This window comes from Paraburkholderia fungorum, assembly GCF_046026025.1.
Taxonomy (GTDB): domain Bacteria; phylum Pseudomonadota; class Gammaproteobacteria; order Burkholderiales; family Burkholderiaceae; genus Paraburkholderia; species Paraburkholderia fungorum_E.
The window spans coordinates 265,429-291,021 of sequence record NZ_JAQQFL010000001.1; the positions used below are offsets into that span (position 1 = coordinate 265,429).

The window sequence follows — 25,593 nt, forward strand, 5'->3', positions numbered from 1 at the left end:
TGAGGTGCGCCGATGATAGCAGCCGGTGCCCGCGTCTCAACGGGACCCGGCCGCGGTTTGCCGGTTAGGCGAGCGGTTGCCGCGCGGAGTCGAACAGCGGCCGCACGTGGCGGTAGAGCGCGCGATACGCTTCGAGCCGGTTGCGCAGTTCGGCGTGGCGCTGCGGGTTCGGCGTGAACTCCTTTTCGATCGGCGGCTTGGTCAGCACCCTGGCCGGGTCGCCGCCCGCGGCCAGCCAGCCCAGACGTGCGGCGCCGAGCGCCGCGCCGGTTTCGCCGCCGCCGTGCTTGCGGGTGGTGGTGTCGAGCGCGTCCGCGAGCAGTTGTGCCCAGTAGTCGCTGCGCGCGCCGCCGCCGAGCAGGGACAACGCCTTCGCTTCGGTGCCGGCCGCGCGCAAGGCGTCGAGGCCGTCGGTGAGTGCCAGCGTCACACCTTCGAGCACCGCGTAGCCGAGCAACGCGCGATCGGTCGCGTGATTCATGCCGAAGAACACGCCTTGCGCATACGGGTCGTTGTGCGGCGTGCGTTCACCGGAGAGATAAGGCAGAAACAGCGGCGCGCTCGCCAATGCTTCCGCTGGCAGCGCTTCGATTTCGGCGAGCAACGTAGGTTCGTCGGTTGAGGTGAGCTTGCAGACCCAGCGCAAACAACTGGCCGCCGACAGCACCACGCTCATCTGATGCCAGCGATCCGGAATCGCGTGACAGAACGCGTGCACCGCGGAAGCGGGGTTCGGCCGGAAACTGTCGCCGACTACGCACAACACGCCGGAGGTGCCGAGCGAAACGAAGCCATCGCCCGGTTGCGTCGCGCCGATGCCGATCGCGCTCGTCGCGTTGTCGCCACCGCCGGCCGCGACGATCACGCCGTCGCTCAAACCGAACTCGCGCGCCACAGCCGGCAGCAGGGTGCCGGACGGCGCGCTGCCTTCGCACAAGCTGGGCATCTGCGCGCGCGTCATGTTGCAGGCGGCCAGCAGCGAGTCGGACCAATCGCGTTTGGCGACGTCGAGCCACAACGTGCCCGCCGCATCCGATGGATCGGACACCTTGCCGCCCGTCAGTTGCAGGCGCAGGTAGTCCTTCGGCAGCAGCACGCAGGCCGTCTGCGCGAAGATTTCCGGCTCGTGGCGCGCAACCCATAGCAGCTTGGGCGCGGTGAAACCCGGCATCGCGAGATTGCCCGCCACGCTATGCAACTCTGGCGCGCGCTCGGTCAGCTCGGCGCATTCCTTATCGCTGCGCATGTCGTTCCACAGGATCGCGGGCCGCAACACGCGGTTCTCCGCATCCAGCAGCACGGCCCCGTGCATCTGCCCCGAGAGGCCGATGCCGCGAATCTGCGCGAACTCGTCCGGATGTTTAGCGCGCAACGCGGCCAGCGCCGCGCGCGTGCCGGCCCACCAGTCTGCGGGATTCTGTTCGGCCCAGCGCTGATGCGGACGCGAAACGGTAAAGGGTGAGCCCGCGGTGCCGATCACGCGTCCATCGGAGGCGAGCAGCAGGACTTTCACTTCGGACGTGCCGAGGTCGATGCCGAGATACATGGGCGCGAAACCTTCGTCGTTAGGGATGCGCTACTTTAGCCGCATAGGGCGAGCGGTGCCATGCGCATTAAGCCTGGCACCGGCGTGGTTCGTGTGGCGCATGTCGTTCGCTATAGCGCGGTTCAAGCGGCGCCGCGCTTCGCCAGCCATACGTCGACACGCGCCAGCGCGCCCGCCAACGCCGATTCGAGCGCCGGCGTCTGCGCCATGCCGCCCCAGAGCAGGCGGTCTGCGGCGAACGCCTGCAACGGATCGGGCGCGCTAAAGAAGCCGCGCGCGACGCGCTCGTCCATCACGCCATCCTGATACGCATACGGCAAGGTGCCGGCGTTCCACCGTTCGAGGAAGCGGAAGAATAGCGCCGGCAACATCGCCGTCGCCGCAGGCGTGACGCCGCGTTCGAAGCATTCGGCGAGTGTCGGTGCGATAAAACCGGGCAGCTTCGAAAAGCCATCGGCCGCGACCCGCTGGTTGGTGTCCTGGATGTAGGGATTGCCGAAACGTTCGAGCACCACGTCGCGATAGCGTTCGAGATCGAGCGGGCTCGGCGTGAGGCACGGAATCACGTCTTCGGTCACGTAATCGAAGGCGAATTTGTTGATGTCCGGATCGAGTGTGCCTTCATGAATGTAGTTCAGTCCGACCAACGTGCCCGCCCACGCAATGCAGCTATGCGTGGCATTGAGGATGCGGATCTTCGCTTCCTCGTACGGCAGCACCGAGTCGACCAGTTCAGCGCCGACCTTTTCCCACGCGGGGCGTCCGGCGATAAAGCGGTCTTCGATCACCCACTGGATGAAGGATTCACCCATCACCGGGCAGGCATCGTCGACACCCGTGGCGGCTTTGACGCGTTCGCGCACGTCGGGCGTGGGACGCGGTGTGATGCGATCGACCATCGAACTCGGGCACGCCGTGTTGTCGTCGAACCATTGCGCCAGATCGTTCGCGCCGCGCCGTTCGAGAAACTCGCTCATTCCCGCATGAAAACGCTCGCCGTTGCTGCGCAGGTTATCGCAGGTTTGCAGCGTGACCGGGCCGCCGCCACGCTTCATACGGGCGTCGAGAATGGCTGCGAGTGCGCCGTAAATCGTGACGTGACCGCCGTTCAGATCGACCGCGAGATCCGCGTTGGCTGTGTCGAGTTCATCGTGTTCGTCGAGGTAATAACCGCCTTCGGTGACGGTGAACGCAATGATCTTGCAGGCCGGATCGGCGCCTGCCTCGATCAGCGCATCGAGACTCTCGGTCCACGGCAGGACCCGGTCGATCGAGCGAATCGTCTCGTACGCGCGCTCGCCCTGCGGCGTGACGGTCTCGAGCGTATAGACGCCGTTTTGCGCGGCAAGCGCGTCGAGCACCGCGTTCATATCGTTGCGGATATTGCCGACCGTTAGCGACCAATGCGGTTCGCCCGCCACGTTCGCCTCGTTCAGCCGATGGAGATACCACGCCTGATGCGCGCGATGAAACGATCCCGCGCCGATGTGCAGGATCACGTGTGCGGCCGCGCCGCTGCCTTGTCCGCTATTCATGTGCGTCTCCTGAATGTCTTCGCTCGCACGGCTCGAAGCCTGCGTTTTTTCTTGGGTTGGAGCATTTGCTCTGTCTGTGAGCGAATGATCGTACCCGGCGAATCGAATGTCAAGGCGACATCAACGGCTTTTCGTGGCGCAGCGCGGCGCGGCGGGACTTTCGGTGCGATTCGCGAGGTGCCTGCGCGTTGCGGGACGTATGTCGGACGCGTGTCACGGCGCGTATTGCATTGCATCAAATTTGACGCTCGCCGCGCCAGGACTAACCCGAATGCAAAAAAGTATCGGTCCGCGGTTTGATTTTTAGTGGTGGATCGGGCTTTAGAGGGCTACTTTTCGCTATACAAGACGAAGTTCAGCGGCACCCGCAACACGCCGCTTCATGGAGGAAGACGCGAATGCAACCCGATCTGGAAGTCGTCGCCGTACGGCGCGACGAATCCTTCAAAGTGTGGTCGCACGGCTATCCGTATCGTACGGTGCGCTGGCACTTTCATCCGGAATACGAAATCCATCTGATCGTGGCGACAACCGGCAAGATGTTCGTCGGCGACCATATCAGCAGCTTTGTGCCCGGCAACCTCGTGTTGATGGGGCCGAACCTGCCGCACAACTGGGTGAGCGACGTGCCGGAGGGCGAGTCGATTGCACAGCGCAATCTGGTCGTGCAATTCGGGCAGGAGTTCGTGTCGAGTTGCATGGGCAGTTTTCCGGAGTGGCACCAGGTCGAGACGCTGCTTGCCGATTCGCGTCGCGGTGTGTCGTTCGGTCCGCAAACGAGCGCGGCGATCCAGCCGTTGTTCCTCGAATTGCTGGCCGCGCGCGGACTGCGCCGTCTTGTGCTGTTCATGTCGATGCTCGAGATCCTGATGAACGCCGAGGATCGCGAGACGCTCGCGAGTCCCGCCTATCAGGCTGACCCGACCGGTTTCGCCTCGACGCGCATCAATCACGCGCTCTCCTATATCGGCAAGAATCTGTCCAACGATCTGCGCGAATCGGATCTCGCGCAACTGGCCGGGCAAAGCGTAAGTGCGTTCTCGCGTTACTTTCGCCGGCATACGGGGTTGCCGTTCGTGCAGTACGTGAACCGCATGCGTATCAATCTCGCCTGCCAACTGCTGACGGACGATGAACTGAGCGTCACCGATATCTGCTTCAAGGCGGGCTTCAACAATCTGTCGAATTTCAACCGGCAGTTTCTCGCGGTCAAAGGCATGGCGCCTTCGAAATTTCGCCGCTATCAGCAACTGAACGACGCGAGCCGCGACGCCTCCGAAGAAGCCGCCGCGCGCGGCGCGGGCATCGACAATGCGCCCGCGATCGTGCTTGCACCCGATTTGCCGCGCACCGCCGCGGCGGCTGCGTATCCACCGACGTAGTCCCAGCTAACGCTTAGGCCCAAAGCGTTTCAATTCATCCCGCGTTTCAACACCTATCGCGCTGTCTGCGGACAGCGTGAGGGACGTGCTCACTTCATCGACTAGTTTTAATAACGGAGACAACCATGACGCAATCCACTTCGAAGCAGGTATCGCTGAAAACCTTTGTGCGCAGCACGGCCGCTCTTGCGACGCTCGCGTTCGGTTTTTCATTCATCGCCGCGCCGGCAGCACAGGCCGCGCCGCTCAAGATCGGCATGACGTTTCAGGAACTGAACAACCCGTACTTCGTGACGATGCAAAAGGCGCTGAACGATGCGGCTGCGTCGATCGGCGCGACGGTGGTGGTGACCGACGCGCATCACGACGTCAGCAAGCAGGTCAGCGACGTTGAAGACATGCTGCAAAAGAAGATCGACATCCTGCTCGTGAATCCGACCGACTCGACCGGCATTCAATCGGCGGTGACGTCGGCGAAGAAAGCGGGCGTGGTGGTGGTCGCAGTGGATGCGAATGCGAACGGCCCGGTGGATTCTTTTGTCGGTTCCAAGAATTTCGACGCGGGTGAGATGGCCTGTGACTATCTGGCGAAGGCAATTGGCGGCAGCGGCGAAGTGGCGATTCTCGACGGTATTCCGGTGGTGCCGATTCTCGAACGTGTCCGCGGCTGCAAGGCGGCGCTCGCGAAAGTGCCGGGCATCAAACTCGTGGACACGCAGAACGGCAAGCAGGAACGCGCGACGGCGTTGTCTGTGACCGAAAACATGATTCAGGCCCATCCGAATCTGAAGGGCGTATTCAGCGTGAACGACGGCGGCTCGATGGGCGCACTCTCGGCGATCGAATCGTCGGGTAAGGACATCAAGCTGACCAGCGTCGACGGCGCGCCGGAAGCGATTGCCGCGATCCAGAAACCGAACTCGAAGTTCATCGAAACGTCCGCGCAATTCCCGGCCGACCAGGTGCGGATCGCGCTCGGCATTGCGCTCGCGAAGAAGTGGGGCGCCAATGTGCCGAAAACCATTCCGGTCGACGTGAAGATGATCGACAAGAGCAATGCCAAGGGTTTTAGCTGGTAAGCCAAATGCTCGTCGCTATGCTTCTTCGATGAACACGGCGGCGAGCAGTAGAGGAGCACCCGATGGACACGATACTCAAGCTCGACAACATCACCAAAAGTTTTCCCGGTGTGAAAGCGCTGCAAGGCATTCATCTGGAAATTGCACGCGGTGAGATCCACGCCTTGCTCGGCGAAAACGGCGCAGGCAAGTCGACGTTGATGAAGATCCTGTGCGGCATCTATCAGCCGGATGAAGGCACGATCACGATCGCGGGCGAGGCGCGCCACTTCACGAATTACCACGACGCGGTTGCTGCGGGCGTCGGTATCGTGTTTCAGGAATTCAGCCTGATTCCGTATCTGAACGCGGTGGAAAATATGTTTCTCGGCCGTGAGCTGAAGAACGGGTTGGGTCTGCTCGAACGCGGCAAGATGCGGCGCGCGGCCGCCGCTATTTTTCAGCGACTGGGCGTGGCGATCGATCCATCGGTGCCGATTCGCGAATTGTCGGTCGCGCAACAGCAGTTTGTTGAAATCGGCAAAGCGTTGTCTTTAGAAGCGCGCATTCTGATTCTGGATGAGCCGACCGCCACGCTAACACCGGCCGAAGCCGAGCATCTGTTCACGATCATGCGCGATCTGAAGAAGCAGGGTGTCGCGATGATTTTTATTTCGCACCATCTGGAAGAGATCTTTGAGGTGTGCGACCGCATTACGGTGTTGCGCGACGGCCAGTACGTCGGCATGACGGAAGTCGCGCAATCCGATGTGAACCATCTTGTGGAAATGATGGTGGGGCGCCGCATCGAAAACAGCTTTCCACCGAAACCACCGCTGCGTGCCGATGCGAAGATCGTGCTCGACGTCGAGAAGTTGCAGTTGCTCAAAGACAGCCCGGTGCTGCGCTTCACGCTGCGCGAAGGCGAGATTCTCGGCTTCGCGGGACTGGTCGGTTCGGGCCGCACGGAAACCGCGCTGGCCGTGATCGGCGCAGACCCGGCTTACGTGAAAGAGATCCGTATCAACGGCACGGCGGCGAAACTGTCCGATCCCGCCGATGCGTTGCGCGCCGGCGTCGGCATTCTGCCGGAGAGCCGCAAGACCGAAGGCCTGATCACCGATTTCTCGATCAAGCAGAACATCTCGATCAACAACCTCGGCAAATACCGCTCGCTGCGTTTCTTCATCGACCAGCGCAGCGAAGCGCGCGCCACGGCGGACATCATGAAACGCGTCGGCGTGAAAGCCCCGACGATGCACACCGAAGTCGCCACCCTCTCCGGCGGCAATCAGCAAAAGGTGGTGATCGCGCGCTGGCTGAATCACCACACCAACATTCTCATCTTCGACGAACCGACGCGCGGTATCGACGTCGGCGCCAAAGCCGAAATCTATCTGCTGATGCGCGAACTCACGGCGCGCGGCTACTCGATCATCATGATCTCGTCCGAACTGCCGGAGATTGTCGGCATGTGCGACCGCGTCGCCGTGTTCCGGCAGGGCCGCATCGAAGCCATGCTCGAAGGCGATCAGATCGACTCGAACGCTGTGATGACCTATGCCACAGCCGGCACCCGTGGAGCAACTCATGAACACGCCTAATCCTTCTTCATCGCCGAAAACGTCGACCGTCAGTGGGGACACGCCGGGCGCGCCGGTGCGCTTTACGTGGGCCGCGTTGAAGCGCTCGACGCTGTTCTATCCGTTTATCGGTCTGCTGGTGGTGTGCATCGTGATGGTGTTCGCGAGCGACAGCTTCCTCTCCGCCGCGAACATCGAGAACGTGCTGCGCCAGGTGTCGATCAACGCGATCATCGCCGTCGGGATGACGTGCGTGATTCTGACTGGCGGCATCGACCTGTCGGTTGGCTCGGTGATGGCTTTGTCGGGCACGCTTGCCGCGGGTCTGATGGTCGCTGGAATGAACGCGGTGGCCGCGTTGGCGGTTGGCATAGCGGTCGGATTGGGTTTTGGCGCCGCGAACGGTTTCTTCGTCGCGTTCGCCGGCATGCCACCGATCATCGTCACGCTTGCGACTATGGGGATCGCGCGTGGTCTTGCACTGATCTATACGGGTGGCTATCCGATCGACGGTCTGCCGGACTGGGTCAGCTTCTTCGGCAGCGGCAAGATCCTCGGTGTCCAGGCGCCGGTCGTGATCATGGTGGTGATCTACGCCATTGCCTGGGTGTTGCTCGAACGCATGCCGTTTGGCCGCTACGTGTATGCGATTGGCGGCAACGAGCAGGCGACGCGTCTTTCGGGCGTGCGCGTGGCGCGCGTGAAGCTGATTGTCTACACGCTTGCCGGTTTGACCTCCGCTTTCGCCGCCATTGTGTTGACTGCACGTCTGATGAGCGGCCAGCCGAACGCGGGTGTCGGCTTCGAACTCGACGCCATTGCCGCCGTGGTGATGGGCGGTACATCGATCTCCGGCGGACGTGGTTCGATCATCGGAACCTTGATCGGTGCGTTGCTGCTGGGCGTGTTGAACAATGGGCTGAACATGGTCGGCGTGAATCCGTATGTGCAGAACGTGATCAAGGGCGGAATTATTTTGCTGGCGATCTACATCAGCCGCGACCGCAGAAAGTAACTCTCAAACGACCTCTTTTTAGCAGGACCATGCAATGACTCAATCCACGCAATCCGATAAGAAAAACATGACGGCGATCGTTTGCCACGCGCCGAAAGACTATCGCGTCGAACAGGTATCCAGACCCAAGGCGCGGGCGCATGAACTGGTGATTCGCATCGCCGCGTGCGGTATCTGCGCGAGCGATTGCAAATGCCATTCGGGCGCGAAGATGTTCTGGGGCGGACCGAGCCCGTGGGTCAAAGCGCCGGTGATTCCGGGGCACGAGTTCTTCGGTTTTGTCGAGGAAATCGGGGAGGGCGCGGCCGATCATTTCGGCGTGAAGATCGGTGACCGCGTGATCGCCGAACAGATCGTGCCGTGCGGCAAGTGCCGCTATTGCAAATCCGGCCAGTACTGGATGTGCGAAGTGCACAACATCTTCGGCTTCCAGCGCGAAGTCGCGGACGGTGGCATGGCCGAGTACATGCGTATTCCGCCGACGGCAATCGTCCACAAGATTCCCGACGGCATCTCGCTCGAAGACGCGGCGATCATCGAACCGCTCGCATGTGCGATCCACACGGTGAACCGTGGCGACCTGCAACTCGACGATGTGGTCGTGATCGCGGGCGCGGGCCCGCTTGGCTTGATGATGACGCAAGTCGCGCACCTGAAAACACCGAAGAAGCTTGTCGTGATCGATCTGGTTGAGGAGCGTCTGGCACTCGCGCGCGAATACGGCGCGGACGTAACGATCAATCCGAAACAGGACGACGCGCTGGCGACTATTCATTCACTGACGGACGGCTACGGTTGCGACGTCTACATCGAAACGACCGGCGCACCGATCGGCGTCAACCAGGGCATGGAGATGATCCGCAAGCTGGGGCGCTTTGTCGAGTTTTCGGTGTTTGGTGAGGAGACGACGCTGGACTGGTCGGTGATCGGCGACCGTAAGGAGCTTGATGTACGCGGCGCGCATCTCGGGCCATACTGTTATCCGATTGCGATCGATTTGCTGGCGCGTGGGCTCGTGACGTCGAAGGGCATTGTCACGCACGGTTTTTCGCTGGAAGAATGGGATGAAGCGATCAAGGTCGCCAACTCGCTCGATTCGATCAAGGTGTTGTTGAAGCCGCGGGCCTGACGATCGAGCGCGACGCAGGTCGTGGACGAGCGGCACATAAACGGAGACTGTATGGACTACGTCATCGGCGTCGATATCGGCACGCAGAGCACCAAGGCGCTGCTGGTCGATCAGCACGGCGCGATCGTCGCGCAGCATGCGTCGAGCTATCAGCCGGATACGCCCAAGCCGCTATGGGCCGAGCAATGGCCGGCGGTGTGGTTGAAGGCGGTGGTGGAATGCATCGCCGCGTGCGTCGATAAAGGGAAGGAGGCGGGCGTCGCGGCGAAGTCGATTAAGGCTCTGTGCGTGAGCAGCTTGTATGGCGGCTCGGGGATTCCCGTCGACAGCGAGATGCGGCCGCTTTATCCCTGCCTGATCTGGATGGACCGGCGGGCGACCGATCAGGTCGAATGGGTGCGTGCAAACATCGATCTCGAGCGCTTGTATGCCATTACGGGCAACGGTGTGGACAGCTATTACGGCTACACGAAGATGTTGTGGTTGCGCGATCATGAGCCGGATGTGTGGGCGCACACGCGTTACTTCCTGCCGCCGAATGCTTATGTGATTTATATGCTGACGGGTGAGGTCGCCGTCGATCACAGTTCGGCGGGGAATATCGGTGGCATTTACGACATCGGCAAGCGCGACTGGTCGGATGAAGCGCTCGACATGCTCGGTATCCCTGCAACGATGATGCCGGAACGGTTGGTGGAATCGTCGGACGTGGTGGGTGGATTGTTGTCGCAGTGGACCGGGCAGCTTGGGTTGGAGGCGGGCACGGCGATTGTCGCGGGCGGCGTGGATGCCGCGGTGGCGACGTTTGCCGCGGGCGTCACGCGCGCGGGGCAACACGTTGCCATGATCGGCACGAGTATGTGCTGGGGATATATCAATCAGACCGTCGATGCGCGGCATGGTCTGATCAGCATGCCGCATGTGTTCAACGGTCAGCGCGATATTTATGTGTTTGGCGGTGCGATTACGGCGGGTGCTTCGGTGACGTGGTATCGCGAGCAGTTCTGCCATGCGGAGACCGAGGCGGCGCGCGCGATGCCGGATGGGGATCCGCATCGGTTGCTTGAAGAGAGTGCGTCACAAGTCCCGGCGGGCTCGGATGGCGTGATTTTCCTGCCGTATTTGATGGGCGAACGAAGCCCCGTGTGGGATGCGAAGGCGAGCGGCGCGTTTGTCGGATTGAGCCTGTTTCACACGCGGGCGCATCTGTATCGCGCGGTGTTGGAGGGCGTGTCGTTCGCGTTGAAACACAACATCGAGGCGGGACGTAAAGGCGCGCAGTCGCTCGATGACAAGTTGATCGTGGTGGGCGGTGCAGCGCATTCCGATCTCTGGATGCAGATCATTGCGGACATTACCGGCTATCCGGTCTATACGATCGAGCAGGACGTGGAGGCGGCAATGGGCGCGGCGTTGCTGGCCGGTGTCGGCGTCGGTCTCGTGTCGCGTGAAGAGGCGCAGAGTGGATGGGTCACGCTGATTGAACGTGCGGAGCCGAACGCGCAGCGGATGGCGATGTACGAGCAGCGGTTCGGTGTTTATACGGATTTGTATCCGGCGTTGAAACCGGTCATGCATCGGTTGCAGACATCATGAATGCTACTTTTGATTTTTCTGGCCGCTCGATTCTTGTGACCGGCGCGTCGAGTGGAATTGGACGCGCGACGGTGGAAGCGTTGTGCGCATCCGGTGCGAGTGTGGTCGCTGCGGCGCGGAATGTGAATGAGCTCGCGCGCCTGGCTGAGGAAACAGGATGCGAGCCTTTGATGCTGGATGTGGGCGATGAAGCGGCTATTGATGAGGCATTAGGTTCGCTCGATGCATTCGATGGACTCGTGAACTGTGCGGGGATCGCTTTGCTTGAGCGTGCGGTGGATACGACTGGTGCCAGTTTCGATCGCGTGATGGGGGTGAATGCGCGTGGAGCGGTGTTGGTTGCCAAGCATGTGGCTCGCGGGATGATCGAAGCGAAGCGCGCCGGCAGCATCGTGAATGTTTCCAGTCAGGCCGCGCTTGTGGCGCTGGATGATCATCTGAGTTATTCGGCTTCCAAAGCGGCGCTGGATGCTGTTACGCGGGCTTTGTGTGTCGAACTCGGACCTTTCGGAATTCGGGTGAATAGTGTGAACCCGACGGTGACGCTAACGCCGATGGCGGTGCAGGCGTGGAGTGATCCTGCGAAGCGAGATCCGGCTTTGAAGGCGATTCCGTTGCACCGCTTCGCGGAGTCCGCTGAGGTTGCCGCACCGATCATGTTTTTGTTGAGCGATGCGGCTTCGATGATTAGTGGGGTTTGTTTGCCGATTGATGGGGGGTATACGGCGAGGTGATGGGGGTTGTGCGTTTGGCCTACAACGGCACGACTCGCGTGCCAACGAGCGTGAGCGACCAATCAATGACAATGGCTAAAAGAGCGCACAAGAATAGCTGCCGGGCGCTCACATTTTTCCTGCTCAACTGGTAACCGAGGATTGCGAATAAAAAGGGCGGCCCGAGCACGAGCAGTGCAAGACCTACGATCATGTGCGCGTCACTACTGCATACGTCAATGCCGCCGCACACGCCGGGTTTCGGTCGGTAGTAGCTTGGATAAGCCTCGCACAATCTGACGTCGATAGCGCCCCACGCAAGTACGCTCGCGAAACCGAGAAGGCCGAAACAAGCCGTTGTAAAGAAACGTCTATTCATTCGACTTCCGCCGGGACTAACTCTGGTGGCTCAAACGGCGCACTTTGGCGATGATCCAGCCAGCGAGTGCAAGCACGAAAGCACCGGCCAATGCACAGCGAAGGGCGAAAACCAAAGCGCGCACGCCGCACTCGTCGCCACATTCGACTGTCGAATGTGGCAAGGCGAGGGACAGTCCAATCAAACCACCGACGATAGCCCCGCTGACGAATAGTGCAAGGACGAGCATTGCTGTTTTCATGCTATTTCCCAGAAGGAGATCTGCTTTGCGTCCGCGAGATTAGAAAACAGATTCTCCGGCCCGACACCGATGACAGACAGCGGATTCCATAGCTTCGGAATCCAAATGTCGAACCTTAAGGTGGTTTCCGTACTTGGCGTTAGCCGTTCTCCGTTCCACAAGTCGATATGATCGCCCGAAGGGTTGCGCTCTTTGAGAGAGCGACGCCAGTAGCTGCCGAAGAAAATAATACCTGTTCTGCCTTTCACATGTGTCTGCCAGTCTCTACCGGTTACAGTCTCCGCAACGGGACAACCAGCAAACGGGCGCCGATTTAGCCACTCGGCTACTTCCTTCGCTCGAGACATGTGAGAAGGCGAGTGTCCATGAAATCAACACTTTTGACGGGTTTATGCACGACTCGTTTTTGGGGTAGTCCGTCCAGAATTCAGAGAACGTGACCGCTTTAAATTCTACGACCTTGACAGAACCCGGTGTCGAATTGGTTCGAACCACAGTCGGTTTGTTCGGCATTGTCAGATTCCCTGTTGTTTCGCAAAGGCGGCATCGCCCCAATAGATCGTGTAGTCGTTGGCTTCCTGTGTCTCGATGCGGGGCAGGTTGCCGTTCGCATCGGTTCGACCGTATGAAGTTCGACCATCCGCTATTTCGATGAAGTACGGATAGCCTTTGAGAGGGATGCCTCGAGCGGCAATGCGGACCTGTTCGTCAAACGTACCGCTTGCGAGAGAAGAAGACGCCGATTCAACTGCCACAGCGGCATTGCGCGCACTCGATGAGCCGGGATCCGAATTGAGAAAATACCCCGGATTGCTACCGACGATTACCCGGTTCTTTCCACACGGACAGAGTACCGAATCACCATCAACAACAACGTTACGCCCTCTGTCGGAAATTCCCTTACCGGCTCCGAAGATCCTGTGCAGTCCCTTGCAGTTGCCGCACGTCGCGACGTCACCATCTAGTGCAAGCTTTTTGCCGTGGTCGGTATACCCCGTTGAGGAACCCATAACACGACCGCCCGTCGTCGTTGAGTCACCGTCTCGTACTGCCGCTTTACGCATGGTTATGCCTCCCGCTGCTCCGGCTTCCGTCTTTTCCCGCTAGTGAGCCGATTGTCGCGAGCGGATATTTTGCTTCTTCACGGTCCTTGTCCTTCATGTGCTGTCTCCTGCTGGTGGTTGAAAAAACCATTTGGCGGAGACTCGCCGCATTTGAATTCAATCTCTATAAGACGACTCCGAAAATAACAATGTCATGCATGCGGCATGTGAATGAGGTTTCTAGTCCGATTTGCCGACCCGACCCGTGTCCGATGCTTGAAGGAAAACACTCGATGTGCTCAGGAGGCTCCGACGTTGAAGCGTCTGAACCTTACATGAATTCAGAATTGCCGCACGCATTTTTCGAGCATGACTGATTTCTCACCCTGCAAGAAAGCCCCAGTCTCTACGGGTAAGTTTGTTCAACTCAGTGGGAGACGGACTCGTGGCAAACACAACAGTCAACGGAGCGGCCGATCTGTTCGCAACCATCGGTTCACACGCAGGACGAGGCGGACGGATAGTGACGCCAACAGTCGGATCGATTATCGATGGCTCTGACAGTACCGATGTCGACGACGGCTTATCTCGTTTCGAGAAGCAGGATGCCGTCAACTATAAGGTTCATGCCAAGGATGAAGCCGTTGCGAGACGGGTTGGAGTCTAAGCAATGCCGAACATGAAAACTGTGGTGAGAACGAATTCGACGCCTGGCTCAATCAAGTTGGTGGAACTGAAGGTACTAACGTTCCGGGAACTATGGGACAACTACCCGACGGGCAAACCGTATGATGATCCAAAATACAAAGATCAATGTGCAATTCGTATGAGCGTGATGTTCCACCGTGTCGGTATTGAAATGAAGTCGTTTTCAGAAAAACTCGTGAAACCGCTCTCCGGTGCACCGACGATTGGGCGAATATTGCTTGATGGTAAGGCCACTGCCACGCGTGCCGATGAACTCGGTGAATGGCTGAACCTGCGTCCGTTTGCCGGCCTGCCTAAGGCAGAGAGTATTACGGGCGCGGACTGGGAAGCGAAGGTCAAAGGACGGACAGGTATCATCCAGTTCTCGCGATATTGGTCCCGTGCAGGAGAAGGTGCGGCGGAGGCAAGCGGCGGTCATATCGATCTCTGGAATGGCAAGCGGCTGACCATCAGTAGTGTGCCCGACGGATTCGCTACTATTGGCCGGTTTCTCGGTGTGGCTTCTTTTCGACAGGGAGCGAACGTGTTGGGCGAACTGAGCTACTCAGACCTAAGCAGGTCGAAGAGTATTCTCTTCTGGGAGATCAGGTGAGACGAGCTGTCGTTAGCTTCGCTGGTGTGATCTTTGGGGCATTTTTGACATGGTTCTGTCTCTACATGTTTAGCCATATTCAATGGCCGAAATCGAATCGCGTCGTTGAAGGTTGCCATGAGCTGGGTAAATGTGCAGCACAGTGGTGGGCGATGGCAGGGCTTTTTGCTTATATTTTTGGTCCTTCCTTGCTGTTGGGTTCTTTGAACGCAATTGCATGGAAACGCTGGCGCGTACGAAGGTGGGCTGCATATTTTGCAACTGCCACCTTTGGTATCGTCGGTTTATATTTGTACGGATACGCTTCTGCATAAACAGCGCGTGCCAATCAGAAGCAGGCGCATATTCGACGCAAGGCTGGTGTTGCCTATGTGAAAGCAACCGATTGGTCTGCGTTTTCTCTCGTGCCGAGGGAAAATATTCCAGGCGCAGTGCCCATGAAATCGATGAATCTTTGTGAACCTGGCAACGTACCCGATAACTAGCCCAATCACGTTAACTTCTGAATCGATTGTTGAACGTTGATCACGACGACACGTGGACTGATGGATGTTGAGAGTAAGGTGGTACTGCTTGAATTTCAACGAGCGCTGGTTCCGTCGAGCTGGTACGTATAAAAAGGCGCGAACGATTCGCGCCTCATTCTTTGTTGCGGCGCGATGGCCGCAGCTTCACGTTAGTGCTTCACTGTTGTTCGTTGTTCACTTGCCCGCGCACGCGCCGCAGTCTTTACGCGCTCCTGCTTACGCGTTACAGCTTTGCTATCCGATGCAGCTTCGGCTTCGGCTGCAGCTTCCCCGGCTTCTCGCCCCGCCTCTGTCGCATCTGCCAAAAGTTTCGTCGCAAGTTTTGCGGTGATACGACTATGAGGAACCCCCTTCGCATCGAGTGCAATCACCTGGTACAGGTCACGGTCGCATTCAACTTCCTGCTGGTATTGCTCCACCGTATAGAGCAGGTGTTCCAGCAAGTTGCGCTCACGGCGTCTTTCTTCAACCGTTGTAGCCGGGCATCGGGTGATGCTCGCCGCGAGATCAATCAGTGTTCGAAGCTGCCGGATTTGCCGGTCGCATGCTCCAAAAGCCGATAGTGCAAGTTTTTCGTACTGGATCGCATCAACAGGGGGGCGTGATGCAGGTTGAGTTTTCTTGGTGGTTTTGGCCATGTGCGATTTCCGGTGCGTTCGTGATTCGCCCGACACCCGCCTACTAACAGTTGGGGTGAGCGGGCACGTAGCGAGTTTGAGAGACCGGGCAACAAAACGAAACCGGCGAGCCTTGCGACCCACTCACCACGGCCCGCCCATAGAAAAGGCATACGTGATCGAGCACTACCTACTTTCGCAAGTGGTGCGTTTCGTTGCTTCGGGCTCTCACACCCGGCCGTTTCGTCCAACGGCACATAGAAATCTAACCGATCCGTTTTTTAGGACGATCAACCACACAGGCTAAATGCGCGAACTACAACCAATCTTTACATTTGAACCGATGCGTCTACGGGGCGCCATGCGTTGTATGAACGTTGCCAATACATCGCGTATCGGCAACGTTCATACCGACGCCTTAAAGCATCGTCCGCACATGCCAAAGTTCAGGAAACAAAACCACATCCAGCATCTTCCGCAGATAAGGCGCGCCACTCGTCCCACCGGTCCCTTGCTTAAAGCCGATGATTCTCTCAACCGTCGTCACATGCCTGAACCGCCACTGACGAAACGCATCCTCGAGATCGACAAGCTCCTCCGCCATCTCGTACAACTCCCAATGTTGCGAAGGATTCCGATAGACCTCCAGCCAGGCCGCCTCGACGGAAGTGTCATGCACAGTCGGCTGTGTCCAGTCCCGCTCCAGCCTGGAGGGTGAAATCGCAAACCCGCGCCGCGCCAGCAGTCGAACCACTTCGTCGTAAAACGAAGGCGCTTCCAGCGAAGCCGTCACCTCGGCAAGAACATCCGCCCGGTGCGCATGCGGCTTCAGCATCTGGTCATTCTTATTACCGAGCAAAAACTCGATCTGCCGATACTGGTAAGACTGGAACCCGGAAGAGCTACCCAGATAAGGCCGCATCGCCGTGTATTCGGACGGCGTCATCGTCGCGAGAACACTCCATGCCTGCACGAGTTGCTCCATGATCCGCGACACGCGGGCGAGCATCTTGAACGCCGGCGGCAATTCATCGCGATGCACCGCCTTCAACGCGGCACGCAACTCATACAGCGCGAGCTTCATCCACAGCTCACTCGTCTGATGCTGAATGATGAACAGCATCTCGTTGTGATCCGGCGACAACGGATGCTGCGCATCCAGCACCGTCCCCAGCGAGAGATAGTCGCCATAACTCATCGATTCCGAAAAATCGAGCTGCGCGTCATGCCAGCCTTCGCCGGAATCGGCAGAGGCCGTAGCCGATGCCGAGGGGGCAACCCCACTGCCGTGCCCAAACGGACAGCCTTGTGCCGGTTTCTCTTCCGGCAAGCCCGGCGTTTGCATGTGATCGGTGGTCATCGCGCGCTCCTCAGGTCACGGCGCCGCGAGCGGCAAATTCAGGTGCTCGCCAGGACTCTTGCGCGAGCACATCGCGCAGCGTCTCCACCGCATCCCACACATCGACAAAGCGCGTGTACAGCGGCGTGAAACCAAACCGCAACACATGAGGTTCGCGATAGTCGCCGATCACGCCACGCGCGATCAACGCCTGCATCACTTCGTAACCATGCGGATGTTCGAAGCTCGCATGCGAACCGCGCTGTGCGTGTTCGCGCGGCGTCACGAGCTTCAAAGGAAACTCGCCGCAACGCGCTTCGACCAGTTCGATAAACAGATCGGTCAATGCGAGCGACTTCGCGCGGATCGTCTGCATATCCGTTTGCAGGAACACGTCGAGTCCACATTCGACCAGCGACATCGACACCATCGGCTGTGTGCCGCACAGGAAACGGCCGATACCGTCATCCGGTTGATACGCCGGGTCCATCTTGAACGGCGCGCGATGTCCCCACCAGCCGGACAGCGGCTGCGCGAAATCGTTCTGATGCCGCTTCGGTACCCACACGAATGCCGGCGAACCTGGGCCACCGTTCAGATACTTATACGTGCACCCCACGGCGTAATCCGCGCCAACGCCATTCAGATCGACCGGCACCGCACCCGCCGAGTGCGCGAGGTCCCACAGTGCGAGCGCGCCTTTGTCGTGGATCAGCTTCGTGAGCGCAGCCATGTCGTGCATGTAGCCGGTGCGGTAGTTCACGTGCGTAATCATCGCGATCGCGGTGTCGTCGCCGATCGCCGCAGGCAACTCGGAGGGGTCGTCCACAAGGCGCAATTCATAACCGCGGTCGAGCTGTTCGATCAGCCCTTGTGCGATGTACAGATCGGTCGGGAAATTCGAACGCTCAGAAACGATCACGCGACGCTTCGGGTCGCGTGCATTCGCCAGGCGCACGGCAGCCGACAAAAGCTTGAACAGGTTGATCGAAATCGTATCGGTGACGACCACTTCGTTGTCGGCTGCGCCGATCAGCGGCGCGAGCTTGTTGCCGAGGCGACGCGGCAATTCGAACCAGCCCGCAGTGTTCCAGCTGCGGATCAGACCTTCGCCCCATTCGGCACCGATCACGGTCTGCGCGCGCTGTGCGGCGGCGGCCGGCGGCACGCCGAGCGAGTTGCCGTCGAGATAGATGGTGCTCGGCGAGAGCGCGAACTGGTCGCGCAGCGGCGCGAGCGGGTCGGCGCTATCGAGCGCCAGTGCTTCGTCACGATGGTTCATGATGGTCCAGTCAAAAAAATTGGGGCGTAGGGTAAATGCGGTGATTGGGTTTTGCGGATCGCGGGTGATCAGTCAGATTCGGGCAGCGCCCGCAACACGGCGCGCACGGGGCTCGCATCGAGCGTGGTCAGCTTGAGCGGCAGCGCGATCAACTCGTAGTCGCCGGGTGCGACGGCATCCAGCACGATGCCTTCGAGGATCGCCATGCGGTGCGCGCGAATCCGGTGGTGTGCGTCCATCGTCTTCGATTCCTGCGGATCGAGCGACGGCGTGTCGATGCCGATCAGCTTCACCCCCTTCTCGGCCAGCAAGTCGATCGTTTCCGGCGCGACCGCACAAAACGCGCTGTCCCAGACCGCAATTGGCGCATTCTTGTAAGTGCGTAGTAAGACTCGCGGCGGCAGGTCGTCGAGCGAGCCGCTCAGGTGTTGTGGCGTCACAACAGGCGAAGCGCCGATGCAATGAATCACACGGCAGCGTCCAAGGTACGCATCGAGCGCGACCTGGCCGATCGCGGCACCTTTGGCGTCGTAGTGAAGCGGGGCGTCGGTGTGGGCGCCCGTGTGTGGCGACAGCGTCAGGCGCGCGACGTTGACGGGCGAGCCCGCCTCCATGCGCCACACGCGTTCGATGCCGACCGGCGTATCGCCTGGCCAGACGGGTGTCGCGGTATCGACGGCGGGGGTGATGTCCCAGAGTGTGTCCATGTCTCCATCAGCGGATTGTGTCTATCCACGAATGATAGGTGGCTTGTCGCGAAATGTGATTGCGAAAAAATCTCCTTCTGAGCCGTGTCTTGGAACATAATTTGAGACAAATGGGAAAGGGAGACCGAATATGAACGCGATCTCGCTCGACGCCACCGATTGCCGTATCTTGACGGTGCTTCAGCAGGAAGGACGGATCAGCAATCTCGATCTGGCGGAGCGCATTTCGCTGTCGCCATCGGCCTGTCTACGACGTCTGCGCCTGCTGGAAGAGCAGGGCGTCATCGAACATTACCGCGCGTGTCTGAACCGCGAAGTGCTGGGTTTCGAACTGGAAGCGTTTGTGCAAGTGTCGATGCGCAACGACCAGGAGAACTGGCACGAGCGTTTTGCGGAGGCGGTGCGGGATTGGCCGGAGGTGGTCGGCGCGTTTGTTGTGACCGGCGAAACTCACTATCTGTTGCGGGTGCTCGCCCACAATCTCAAACACTATTCGGATTTCGTTCTGCAACGCCTCTACAAGGCGCCGGGCGTGATGGATATTCGTTCGAATATCGTGCTGCAGACGCTGAAAGAAGATTCAGGTGTGCCGGTGTCGCTCGTGACGAAAACCAGCGGGCACAGCACGTCGCATAGCTGAGTGCGGGCGGCGGGGCCATTTGCCCAGCCCCGCCCCGCCTCGCCTCGGCGAGCATGGGCTCGCAGCCGCCGCCAGTCCGAAGGCCGCGCCGCGTTCAGAGCAGCTTGAGTCCGTGAAACTGGCCGTTCTGGAACACCAGCGGCGCAATCTCCGCCGCATTCTCGTGGACGCCGCAACGTTCCACTTCGCCGACGAAAATCACGTGGTCGCCTTCTTCGTAGCGACTACGGTTATGGCATTCGAACCAGGCGAGCGCGCCGTCGAGTACCGGCATGCCGGTGTCGCCTTCGGCGTGCGACACACCTTCGAAACGATCGCCCTTCACCGTCGCAAAGCGTTTGCACAGATCGAGTTGCGAAGCGGCCAGCACATTGACCACGTAGTGACTGTTCGCCTGGAACACCGGCATTGACGCCGAGCGCGTGGCGAGACTCCACAGCACCAGCGGCGGATTGAGCGAAACCGAATTGAACGAGCTGGCCGTGATGCCGATCAATTGGCCGGACGCCGCGCGTGTCGTAATGACGGTGACGCCGGTGGCGAATTGGCCGAGCGCCTGTTTAAAGGCTTGCTGGTCGAAATTGGGCGGGCTGGCGCGCTTCATCGGGCGGAAGCCTTTATGCCGGGCCGGGTGAAACCCGCGCCGGACCCATCGGGTGTGCGGCCGGAAACAAATGATTCAAAAGTCATAGTGAAAATCGTCGATTTGTCCCAATTTTAACTGCAATCGCGGTGCACTGGCCGCGAGCTCTGCCGGTTGATGGAAAAACCGCTAAGCTGGAAAGTCTTGGCAGTGGCATGAGCGTTGCGGCTAACTGGGACCGGCATCGGCCGGCTATGGGTATCAAGGAGCAAGCAGCATGAGTCAGACAGGCGAAGTCGCCACCCTCGGTGGCGGGTGTTTCTGGTGTCTCGAAGCGGTGTATCTGGGCGTTGAAGGCGTGAACTCGGTGGAGTCAGGCTACGCGGGCGGCCAGACCCAACGCCCGACCTACGAACAGGTATGCGACGGCGTGACCGGCCACGCGGAAGTCGTAAACGTCGACTTCGATCCGGCGAAGATCAGCTATCGCGAGGTTCTCGATATTTTCTTCGCGATCCACGATCCGACCCAGTTGAACCGGCAGGGCAACGACGTTGGCACGCAATACCGCTCGGTGATTTTTACCCACTCCGACGCGCAGCGTGAAACGGCACTGCAGGCGATCCGCGAGATCGGCGAACAGGGCATCTACGACGGCCAGATCGTCACCCAGGTGCTGCCGCTCGACGGCAACTACTGGCCGGCCGAGGCGTATCACCAGAACTATTTCGCGCAGCATCCGAATCAGGGCTACTGCTCGTTCGTGGTGGCACCGAAGGTCGCGAAATTCCGGCAGAAGTTCGCGCATCGGATCAAGGCGAGCTGAGGTTTTGGCGGTGGCGCGAGGGCGGCCTGTTTTGTCCGCGGCGATAGCTCAGCGCTGGCCGCCGCCTTCGCCGTCTTCGCCGCCTTCGCGCCGCTCCCCCTGGTCCGGCGGCAGCGTCGCTTCGGACACCGTTTGCGGACTGTCATGTTCATGCTCGTGTTCATGAACGAGGCGCGCATATGCCTCGATAATCTCCCGCGCCAGTTCCACGCAACTTAGCGGCGCCGACCCTTCCGCCTTGTTGTTGACAGCGATCACCACCGGCTGGCCGGCCAGCGCGTAGCGCGCGGCCAGTTCGGCGAGCGCGGCGCGGGTGCCCGGGTCCTGGTCGACCAGTTGGTTAAACGGTTCGTACTTGGCTTTTGCCTGCTCGTATTTGAAGCCGCCGTGCAAACTCCAGCGCACGATCAGCGGGCCGGCGGGCTCGCCGTCCAGCAGCGCGAGCGCTGCCGCCTGACGCAGCGGGTCGGGCATCCGCGCATGAATCCCCACGCAATACCGCACGCCCGCCGCTTTCAGCGTGCGGATGAAGCGCGGCGTGAGCAGACACGCGTCGCGGATTTCGATCGCATAGCAGGTACCTTCAGGCAGTGTCGGCAACGCTGCCAGGAACTCTGCGAGTCGCTCGATGAATGCCGCTGGCTGCGCGAGCATCTGGTCGGGCAGCGGTGAGAGCTGGAACACCAGTGCGCCGGCTTTCGCACCGAGGCCTTCAAGGCATGGCGTGACGAATTCGTCGATCGCCATTTGCGCGTTCAGAAAGCACGGGTTCAGCGAGACCGGCTCGCCGCGTTCGGCGCGCACGGTGGCGTCGGTGATCGTCATCGGCGCCTTGACGATGAAGCGGAAGTGCTCCGGCACCTGCTGTGCGTAGCGCAAGTACTCGGTGACGGTGAGCGCCTGGTAAAACGACCGGTCGATGCTGACGGTCTTTAACAGCGGATGCGCACCGTAAGCTGTCAGACCTTCGCGCGAGAGTTTGCTATTGCTGTACTCGTCGCCGTAGACGATGCCGTTCCAGCCCGGAAACGACCATGTCGATGTGCCGAGATGGACCTGCGGCGGCAGTTCGGCGGCGAGCGTGAGGAGTTCGGGAGAGGGCGGCGCGGCGAGCACGTCGCGCGAGCGGCGTTTCCGGGGCGTATCGACAGTTGCCGGCGCTGCTTCGGCTTGCGCAGCCGCGCGCGGTGGTTTTGCGCCCGCGTCAGCCTTCGGTGCCGGGGCTGCCGGCCGTTCCACCGGCATCCCGAACAGATCGAACTGCACGGCGTCGACCGGTGCGTCATTGCCGTCCACCGGCTGTTCAACTTCGCTTGTCCCGCTCTCGTCCATCTTTGTTCGACCTGCTGTTGTTTAGGGTATGCGCCGCATCGGCCCGCTCGTCAATGCACGTAGCCCCGGCGCGCGGCGACAGCAAGTCGCCGCGGCGCAACCGTATCACAACGTTTTGTCGTACATATAGTGACGCGACCACGGCAAGGTCTTTGCGCTGCGGCCGGCTCTACGGCACACCACCTGGTAGATCGAGACGTCGTCGTTTTCGAACGCATACGCGCAGCCGGCGAGGTACACGCGCCAGATGCGGAATTTTTCGTCGTCGACCAGCTTGCGAGCTTCGTCCGCGTGCGTCTCGAAGTTTTCCGCCCAGATGCCCAGCGTGTGCGCATAGTGACGGCGCAGACTTTCGACGTCAACCGCTTCAAGCCCGCCGCGCTGCATCGATTCGAGCGCAAGACTGATGTGCGGCAGTTCGCCGTCCGGAAAGACATAACGGTCGATGAATTCGCCGCCGCCCAGCGCGGTTTCGCCGCTGTCCGAATCGCTCGACGTGATGCCGTGATTCAGGGCGATGCCGTCGTCGACAAGCAGATCGTGCAGTTTCTGGAAGTAGCCCGGTAGATTCTTGCGACCGACGTGCTCGAACATGCCGACACTGGTGATGCGGTCGAATTGTCCTTCGATGTCGCGATAATCCTGCAGACGAATCTCGATCTGGTTTTCCAGACCCGCGGCCTTCACCCGTGCGGTAGCGAGATCGAACTGGTTTTGCGACAGCGTCACGCCGACACACCTGGCGCCGAATTTCTGCGCGGCTCGCAGGACGAGCGCACCCCAGCCGCAGCCGATATCGAGCAGGCGCTGCCCGGGTTGCAACTCGATCTTGGTGAGGATGTGGTCGATTTTCTTGATCTGCGCGGTGGCGAGATCTTCATTGCCATTCTCGAAGTACGCACACGAGTACACCATGTTCTCGTCGAGCCACAGCTTGTAGAACTCGTTCGAGACGTCGTAGTGATACTGAATGGCCTTCTTGTCCGACGATTTCGAGTGACTGAAATAGCGCCGTACGCGCGCCAGCTTGCTCGCGCTGGTGACGGTGTTGCGCGCCAGTTGATAGCTGACGTTGATGATGTCCGACAGCTTGCCTTCGATATCGATCTTGCCCTTCACATACGCCTCGCCCAGATTGTCGAGGCTCGGTTCGAGCAGATAAGGCAGCGCCGTGGCGCTTTTGACATGTAGCGTGACCTGGGGCGCGGCGAACTGCCCGAAGTCATGTTGCTGACCGTCCCACAGCACAAGGCGTGCGGGCAGGTTAGCCTTGGTTTTTACCTCTTCCACCCACTGCGCCAGCTTTTTCTCCCAGAACATGTGATCTCTCCGTGTCTGTTGAACTAAAGCAAAGCCTGTGTGGATTGCGGCTCCATGCGACGCAACTCCCATGCCGCGAGACGCAGTCCGACCGGCGCGCGCTGCTACGTTGGCAACGCGCGTACGGTGCCGTATTCCGATTCAAGGCGAAAGGCGGGAGATCTGCCAGTCGCTGTTTTCGCTTGAACGTGTGTAGAGCAGGCGGTCGTGCAGACGCGACGGCCGGCCCTGCCAGAATTCGATTACTTCGGGTACCAAACGATAGCCGCCCCAGTGCGGTGGGCGTGGCGGTTGGTCGCCGTATTGCAGGCTGATTTCGCGTTCACGTGTTTCGAGCTGCGAACGGCTTTCAATTACCTGACTTTGATTGGATGCCCACGCGCCGATGCGTGAACCGAGCGGGCGCGACGCAAAATACGTATCGCTTTCTTTCGCGCTGGTTTTGACAATGCGCCCTTCGATGCGTACCTGGCGCTCGAGTTCGATCCAGTAGAACAGCAGGCTTGCGTAGGGGTTACCGGCCAGTTCGCGACCCTTGCGGCTTTCGTAGTTGGTGAAGAACACAAAGCCGCGTTCGTCGACACCTTTGATCAGCACGATGCGCGCCGACGGACGGCCGCGCGGGTCGACCGTGGCCAGCGTCATCGTATTCGGCTCGGGCAGTTGCGCGTCTACCGCCTGCTGAAACCACGTGTCGAATTGACGAAACGGGTTGCGGTCGATATCGGCAGCGTCTAAAGAACCTAGCGAATAATTTTTTCGAAGTTCGGCGAGTGAGGTCATATTCTTATGCGAACGCTTCAGTCTATTTAGTATAGCCAGGGCGTGAATTTTTTGCCCGCGACCAGATCAAGGCCCGCCGCGCTGTGTGGATATGCACGCCAGCACGTTAGCCGCCATTCGTGCCTCCAGGTTGGCGCGGTCATGCGGATTGACGCGATCAGGCAAAATACGGCTGGGAGCGCCAGGGCGTACCCGTTTTCATCACTTTGTGTTTTGCCTGCTTTGAACGAGCCTTCCACCATGTCCAGCACCACCGCGCCTTCCGATCTTACTACCAGCCTCGACGGGAACGAAACCGCCGACCGCGCGCGTCGCTTCGGCGGCGTTGCCCGTCTGTACGGGGCGCCGGCGCTCGCTGCGTTCGAAGGAGCACACGTCGCCGTGATCGGCATCGGCGGGGTGGGTTCGTGGGTGGCGGAGGCGTTGGCGCGCAGCGCGGTCGGCACGCTGACTCTGATCGATCTGGACAACGTCGCCGAGAGCAACACTAACCGCCAGATCCACGCGCTGGACGGTAACTACGGAAAACCGAAAGTCGAGGCGATGGCCGAACGTATCGCGGCGATCAATCCGTTCTGCGACGTGCGGCTGGTGGAAGACTTCGTTGAGCCGGACAATTTCGCGGCCACGCTCGGCGGTGGTTTCGACTACGTGATCGATGCGATCGACAGCGTGCGCACCAAGACCGCGTTGATCGCGTGGTGCGTCGAGCAAAAGCAGCCGTTGATTACGGTGGGCGGCGCGGGCGGTCAACTGGATCCGACGCGCATTCGTATCGACGATCTCGCCTTGACCATCCAGGACCCGTTGCTATCGAAAGTGCGCGGACAGTTGCGCAAACAGCATGGTTTCCCACGCGGCCCCAAGGCGAAGTTCAAGGTGAGCGCGGTGTATTCCGACGAACCGCTGATCTACCCGGAAGCCGCCGTGTGCGATATCGACGAGGAAGCGGAGCACGTCACTACGTCGCCGGGGCATACGGGACCGGTGGGTTTGAACTGTGCGGGATTTGGATCGAGCGTGTGCGTGACCGCGAGCTTCGGTTTCGCCGCGGCCGCGCATGTGTTGCGGGCTTTAGCCAGGCAAGCTGCGAGTTGATGCGGTAGGGCGGTTAATG

26 protein-coding genes are annotated in these 25,593 nt (G+C 60.0%); 13 read left to right on the forward strand and 13 right to left on the reverse strand.

Annotated elements, in window-relative coordinates; genetic code table 11:
* Positions 1-64 precede the first annotated feature (64 nt).
* Both xylB and dalD read right to left on the reverse strand, forming a co-directional pair.
* A complete protein-coding gene (xylB, locus tag PQR67_RS01205) occupies positions 65-1,546 on the reverse strand; it encodes a xylulokinase (protein WP_408453317.1) in 1,482 nt (493 codons plus the stop codon).
* A 122-nt stretch (positions 1,547-1,668) separates the two neighbouring features.
* A complete protein-coding gene (gene dalD / locus PQR67_RS01210) occupies positions 1,669-3,081 on the reverse strand; it encodes a D-arabinitol 4-dehydrogenase (protein ID WP_408453320.1) in 1,413 nt (470 codons plus the stop codon).
* A gap of 398 nt (positions 3,082-3,479) precedes the next feature.
* Here dalD and PQR67_RS01215 point away from each other — a divergent pair, with 398 nt between their 5' ends.
* The 7 genes from PQR67_RS01215 to PQR67_RS01245 all read left to right on the forward strand — a co-directional run bounded on the left by PQR67_RS01215 (position 3,480) and on the right by PQR67_RS01245 (position 11,578).
* Complete coding sequence (locus PQR67_RS01215) at positions 3,480-4,463, forward strand: AraC family transcriptional regulator (protein ID WP_408453323.1); 984 nt, start codon at positions 3,480-3,482, stop codon at positions 4,461-4,463.
* A 125-nt stretch (positions 4,464-4,588) separates the two neighbouring features.
* A complete protein-coding gene (locus PQR67_RS01220) occupies positions 4,589-5,542 on the forward strand; it encodes an ABC transporter substrate-binding protein (RefSeq protein WP_408453326.1) in 954 nt (317 codons plus the stop codon).
* 62 nt (positions 5,543-5,604) lie between these two features.
* Entirely contained in the window at positions 5,605-7,125 is a 1,521-nt protein-coding gene (locus tag PQR67_RS01225) for a sugar ABC transporter ATP-binding protein (protein WP_408453329.1), read from the forward strand.
* Positions 7,112-8,119 (forward strand): ABC transporter permease, encoded by a 1,008-nt coding sequence (locus PQR67_RS01230; protein ID WP_408453332.1) that lies wholly within the window; start codon positions 7,112-7,114, stop codon positions 8,117-8,119. Before PQR67_RS01225 ends, PQR67_RS01230 begins: the two co-directional genes overlap by 14 nt.
* Before the next feature lie 34 nt (positions 8,120-8,153).
* Complete coding sequence (locus PQR67_RS01235) at positions 8,154-9,248, forward strand: alcohol dehydrogenase catalytic domain-containing protein (RefSeq protein ID WP_408453335.1); 1,095 nt, start codon at positions 8,154-8,156, stop codon at positions 9,246-9,248.
* 51 nt (positions 9,249-9,299) lie between these two features.
* Positions 9,300-10,844: an FGGY-family carbohydrate kinase gene (locus PQR67_RS01240; protein WP_408453338.1), complete on the forward strand. Its 1,545-nt coding sequence runs from the start codon at positions 9,300-9,302 to the stop codon at positions 10,842-10,844.
* Positions 10,841-11,578 carry an SDR family oxidoreductase gene (locus PQR67_RS01245; RefSeq protein ID WP_408453341.1) on the forward strand — a complete coding sequence of 246 codons (738 nt, stop codon included), beginning with the start codon at positions 10,841-10,843 and terminating at the stop codon, positions 11,576-11,578. The genes PQR67_RS01240 and PQR67_RS01245 overlap by 4 nt, the downstream gene beginning before the upstream one ends.
* Positions 11,579-11,952: 374 nt before the next feature.
* Here the strand turns inward: PQR67_RS01245 and PQR67_RS01250 are convergent, their stop codons facing one another.
* The 3 genes from PQR67_RS01250 to PQR67_RS01260 form a co-directional block, all read right to left on the reverse strand.
* The gene (locus tag PQR67_RS01250) at positions 11,953-12,177 is read right to left on the reverse strand and encodes a hypothetical protein (RefSeq protein WP_408453344.1); all 225 of its coding nucleotides are present in this window, start codon (positions 12,175-12,177) and stop codon (positions 11,953-11,955) included.
* Positions 12,174-12,524: a T6SS effector amidase Tae4 family protein gene (locus PQR67_RS01255; RefSeq protein WP_408453347.1), complete on the reverse strand. Its 351-nt coding sequence runs from the start codon at positions 12,522-12,524 to the stop codon at positions 12,174-12,176. Before PQR67_RS01255 ends, PQR67_RS01250 begins: the two co-directional genes overlap by 4 nt.
* Before the next feature lie 168 nt (positions 12,525-12,692).
* Positions 12,693-13,241 (reverse strand): PAAR domain-containing protein, encoded by a 549-nt coding sequence (locus PQR67_RS01260; protein WP_408453350.1) that lies wholly within the window; start codon positions 13,239-13,241, stop codon positions 12,693-12,695.
* A 424-nt stretch (positions 13,242-13,665) separates the two neighbouring features.
* Here PQR67_RS01260 and PQR67_RS01265 point away from each other — a divergent pair, with 424 nt between their 5' ends.
* Genes PQR67_RS01265 through PQR67_RS01275 form a run of 3 tightly spaced genes read left to right on the forward strand, consistent with a single transcriptional unit; the run spans position 13,666 to position 14,834 of the window.
* Positions 13,666-13,887 carry a hypothetical protein gene (locus PQR67_RS01265; RefSeq protein ID WP_408453353.1) on the forward strand — a complete coding sequence of 74 codons (222 nt, stop codon included), beginning with the start codon at positions 13,666-13,668 and terminating at the stop codon, positions 13,885-13,887.
* 3 nt (positions 13,888-13,890) lie between these two features.
* Positions 13,891-14,520, forward strand: coding sequence for a type VI secretion system amidase effector protein Tae4 (locus PQR67_RS01270; RefSeq protein ID WP_408453356.1), 630 nt, complete (start codon positions 13,891-13,893; stop codon positions 14,518-14,520).
* Positions 14,517-14,834, forward strand: a complete 318-nt coding sequence (locus PQR67_RS01275) for a hypothetical protein (protein ID WP_408453359.1) — start codon at positions 14,517-14,519, stop codon at positions 14,832-14,834. Before PQR67_RS01270 ends, PQR67_RS01275 begins: the two co-directional genes overlap by 4 nt.
* Positions 14,835-15,196: 362 nt before the next feature.
* On the opposite strand, the gene PQR67_RS01280 is transcribed toward PQR67_RS01275, so the two are convergent.
* The 4 genes from PQR67_RS01280 to kynB form a co-directional block, all read right to left on the reverse strand.
* Positions 15,197-15,685 carry a hypothetical protein gene (locus tag PQR67_RS01280; protein ID WP_408453362.1) on the reverse strand — a complete coding sequence of 163 codons (489 nt, stop codon included), beginning with the start codon at positions 15,683-15,685 and terminating at the stop codon, positions 15,197-15,199.
* 397 nt (positions 15,686-16,082) lie between these two features.
* Positions 16,083-17,024 carry a tryptophan 2,3-dioxygenase gene (gene kynA, locus PQR67_RS01285; RefSeq protein ID WP_408453365.1) on the reverse strand — a complete coding sequence of 314 codons (942 nt, stop codon included), beginning with the start codon at positions 17,022-17,024 and terminating at the stop codon, positions 16,083-16,085.
* A gap of 10 nt (positions 17,025-17,034) precedes the next feature.
* Positions 17,035-18,285 (reverse strand): kynureninase, encoded by a 1,251-nt coding sequence (kynU, locus tag PQR67_RS01290; protein WP_408453368.1) that lies wholly within the window; start codon positions 18,283-18,285, stop codon positions 17,035-17,037.
* A gap of 68 nt (positions 18,286-18,353) precedes the next feature.
* Complete coding sequence (kynB, locus tag PQR67_RS01295) at positions 18,354-18,992, reverse strand: arylformamidase (protein WP_408453371.1); 639 nt, start codon at positions 18,990-18,992, stop codon at positions 18,354-18,356.
* Positions 18,993-19,122: 130 nt separating this feature from the next.
* Here kynB and PQR67_RS01300 point away from each other — a divergent pair, with 130 nt between their 5' ends.
* On the forward strand, positions 19,123-19,632 hold the full coding sequence (locus tag PQR67_RS01300; protein WP_408453374.1) for an Lrp/AsnC family transcriptional regulator: 510 nt from the start codon (positions 19,123-19,125) through the stop codon (positions 19,630-19,632).
* A gap of 94 nt (positions 19,633-19,726) precedes the next feature.
* Here PQR67_RS01300 and PQR67_RS01305 read toward each other — a convergent pair whose 3' ends face one another.
* Positions 19,727-20,236 (reverse strand): flavin reductase family protein, encoded by a 510-nt coding sequence (locus PQR67_RS01305; protein WP_408453377.1) that lies wholly within the window; start codon positions 20,234-20,236, stop codon positions 19,727-19,729.
* Between the two features lie 256 nt (positions 20,237-20,492).
* On the opposite strand from PQR67_RS01305, the gene msrA reads away from it, so the two are divergent.
* On the forward strand, positions 20,493-21,041 hold the full coding sequence (gene msrA / locus PQR67_RS01310) for a peptide-methionine (S)-S-oxide reductase MsrA (RefSeq protein WP_054034332.1): 549 nt from the start codon (positions 20,493-20,495) through the stop codon (positions 21,039-21,041).
* A 48-nt stretch (positions 21,042-21,089) separates the two neighbouring features.
* Here the strand turns inward: msrA and PQR67_RS01315 are convergent, their stop codons facing one another.
* The 3 genes from PQR67_RS01315 to pdxH form a co-directional block, all read right to left on the reverse strand.
* Positions 21,090-22,373, reverse strand: coding sequence for a DUF72 domain-containing protein (locus PQR67_RS01315; RefSeq protein WP_408453380.1), 1,284 nt, complete (start codon positions 22,371-22,373; stop codon positions 21,090-21,092).
* A 105-nt stretch (positions 22,374-22,478) separates the two neighbouring features.
* Positions 22,479-23,693 carry a class I SAM-dependent methyltransferase gene (locus PQR67_RS01320; protein ID WP_408453383.1) on the reverse strand — a complete coding sequence of 405 codons (1,215 nt, stop codon included), beginning with the start codon at positions 23,691-23,693 and terminating at the stop codon, positions 22,479-22,481.
* A 141-nt stretch (positions 23,694-23,834) separates the two neighbouring features.
* Positions 23,835-24,476 carry a pyridoxamine 5'-phosphate oxidase gene (gene pdxH, locus PQR67_RS01325; protein WP_408453386.1) on the reverse strand — a complete coding sequence of 214 codons (642 nt, stop codon included), beginning with the start codon at positions 24,474-24,476 and terminating at the stop codon, positions 23,835-23,837.
* A 240-nt stretch (positions 24,477-24,716) separates the two neighbouring features.
* Between pdxH and tcdA the strand changes: the two genes are divergently transcribed.
* On the forward strand, positions 24,717-25,574 hold the full coding sequence (gene tcdA, locus PQR67_RS01330) for a tRNA cyclic N6-threonylcarbamoyladenosine(37) synthase TcdA (RefSeq protein WP_408453389.1): 858 nt from the start codon (positions 24,717-24,719) through the stop codon (positions 25,572-25,574).
* Positions 25,575-25,593: the final 19 nt, after the last annotated feature.

Coding starts and splice junctions, on each gene's coding strand:
- xylB (WP_408453317.1), bottom strand. CDS start 1,546: ATGTATCTCGGCATCGACCTCGGCACGTCCGAAGTGAAAGTCCTGCTG.
- dalD (WP_408453320.1), bottom strand. CDS start 3,081: ATGAATAGCGGACAAGGCAGCGGCGCGGCCGCACACGTGATCCTGCAC.
- PQR67_RS01215 (WP_408453323.1), top strand. CDS start 3,480: ATGCAACCCGATCTGGAAGTCGTCGCCGTACGGCGCGACGAATCCTTC.
- PQR67_RS01220 (WP_408453326.1), top strand. CDS start 4,589: ATGACGCAATCCACTTCGAAGCAGGTATCGCTGAAAACCTTTGTGCGC.
- PQR67_RS01225 (WP_408453329.1), top strand. CDS start 5,605: ATGGACACGATACTCAAGCTCGACAACATCACCAAAAGTTTTCCCGGT.
- PQR67_RS01230 (WP_408453332.1), top strand. CDS start 7,112: ATGAACACGCCTAATCCTTCTTCATCGCCGAAAACGTCGACCGTCAGT.
- PQR67_RS01235 (WP_408453335.1), top strand. CDS start 8,154: ATGACTCAATCCACGCAATCCGATAAGAAAAACATGACGGCGATCGTT.
- PQR67_RS01240 (WP_408453338.1), top strand. CDS start 9,300: ATGGACTACGTCATCGGCGTCGATATCGGCACGCAGAGCACCAAGGCG.
- PQR67_RS01245 (WP_408453341.1), top strand. CDS start 10,841: ATGAATGCTACTTTTGATTTTTCTGGCCGCTCGATTCTTGTGACCGGC.
- PQR67_RS01250 (WP_408453344.1), bottom strand. CDS start 12,177: ATGAAAACAGCAATGCTCGTCCTTGCACTATTCGTCAGCGGGGCTATC.
- PQR67_RS01255 (WP_408453347.1), bottom strand. CDS start 12,524: ATGTCTCGAGCGAAGGAAGTAGCCGAGTGGCTAAATCGGCGCCCGTTT.
- PQR67_RS01260 (WP_408453350.1), bottom strand. CDS start 13,241: ATGCGTAAAGCGGCAGTACGAGACGGTGACTCAACGACGACGGGCGGT.
- PQR67_RS01270 (WP_408453356.1), top strand. CDS start 13,891: ATGCCGAACATGAAAACTGTGGTGAGAACGAATTCGACGCCTGGCTCA.
- PQR67_RS01280 (WP_408453362.1), bottom strand. CDS start 15,685: ATGGCCAAAACCACCAAGAAAACTCAACCTGCATCACGCCCCCCTGTT.
- kynA (WP_408453365.1), bottom strand. CDS start 17,024: ATGACCACCGATCACATGCAAACGCCGGGCTTGCCGGAAGAGAAACCG.
- kynU (WP_408453368.1), bottom strand. CDS start 18,285: ATGAACCATCGTGACGAAGCACTGGCGCTCGATAGCGCCGACCCGCTC.
- kynB (WP_408453371.1), bottom strand. CDS start 18,992: ATGGACACACTCTGGGACATCACCCCCGCCGTCGATACCGCGACACCC.
- PQR67_RS01300 (WP_408453374.1), top strand. CDS start 19,123: ATGAACGCGATCTCGCTCGACGCCACCGATTGCCGTATCTTGACGGTG.
- PQR67_RS01305 (WP_408453377.1), bottom strand. CDS start 20,236: ATGAAGCGCGCCAGCCCGCCCAATTTCGACCAGCAAGCCTTTAAACAG.
- msrA (WP_054034332.1), top strand. CDS start 20,493: ATGAGTCAGACAGGCGAAGTCGCCACCCTCGGTGGCGGGTGTTTCTGG.
- PQR67_RS01315 (WP_408453380.1), bottom strand. CDS start 22,373: ATGGACGAGAGCGGGACAAGCGAAGTTGAACAGCCGGTGGACGGCAAT.
- PQR67_RS01320 (WP_408453383.1), bottom strand. CDS start 23,693: ATGTTCTGGGAGAAAAAGCTGGCGCAGTGGGTGGAAGAGGTAAAAACC.
- pdxH (WP_408453386.1), bottom strand. CDS start 24,476: ATGACCTCACTCGCCGAACTTCGAAAAAATTATTCGCTAGGTTCTTTA.
- tcdA (WP_408453389.1), top strand. CDS start 24,717: ATGTCCAGCACCACCGCGCCTTCCGATCTTACTACCAGCCTCGACGGG.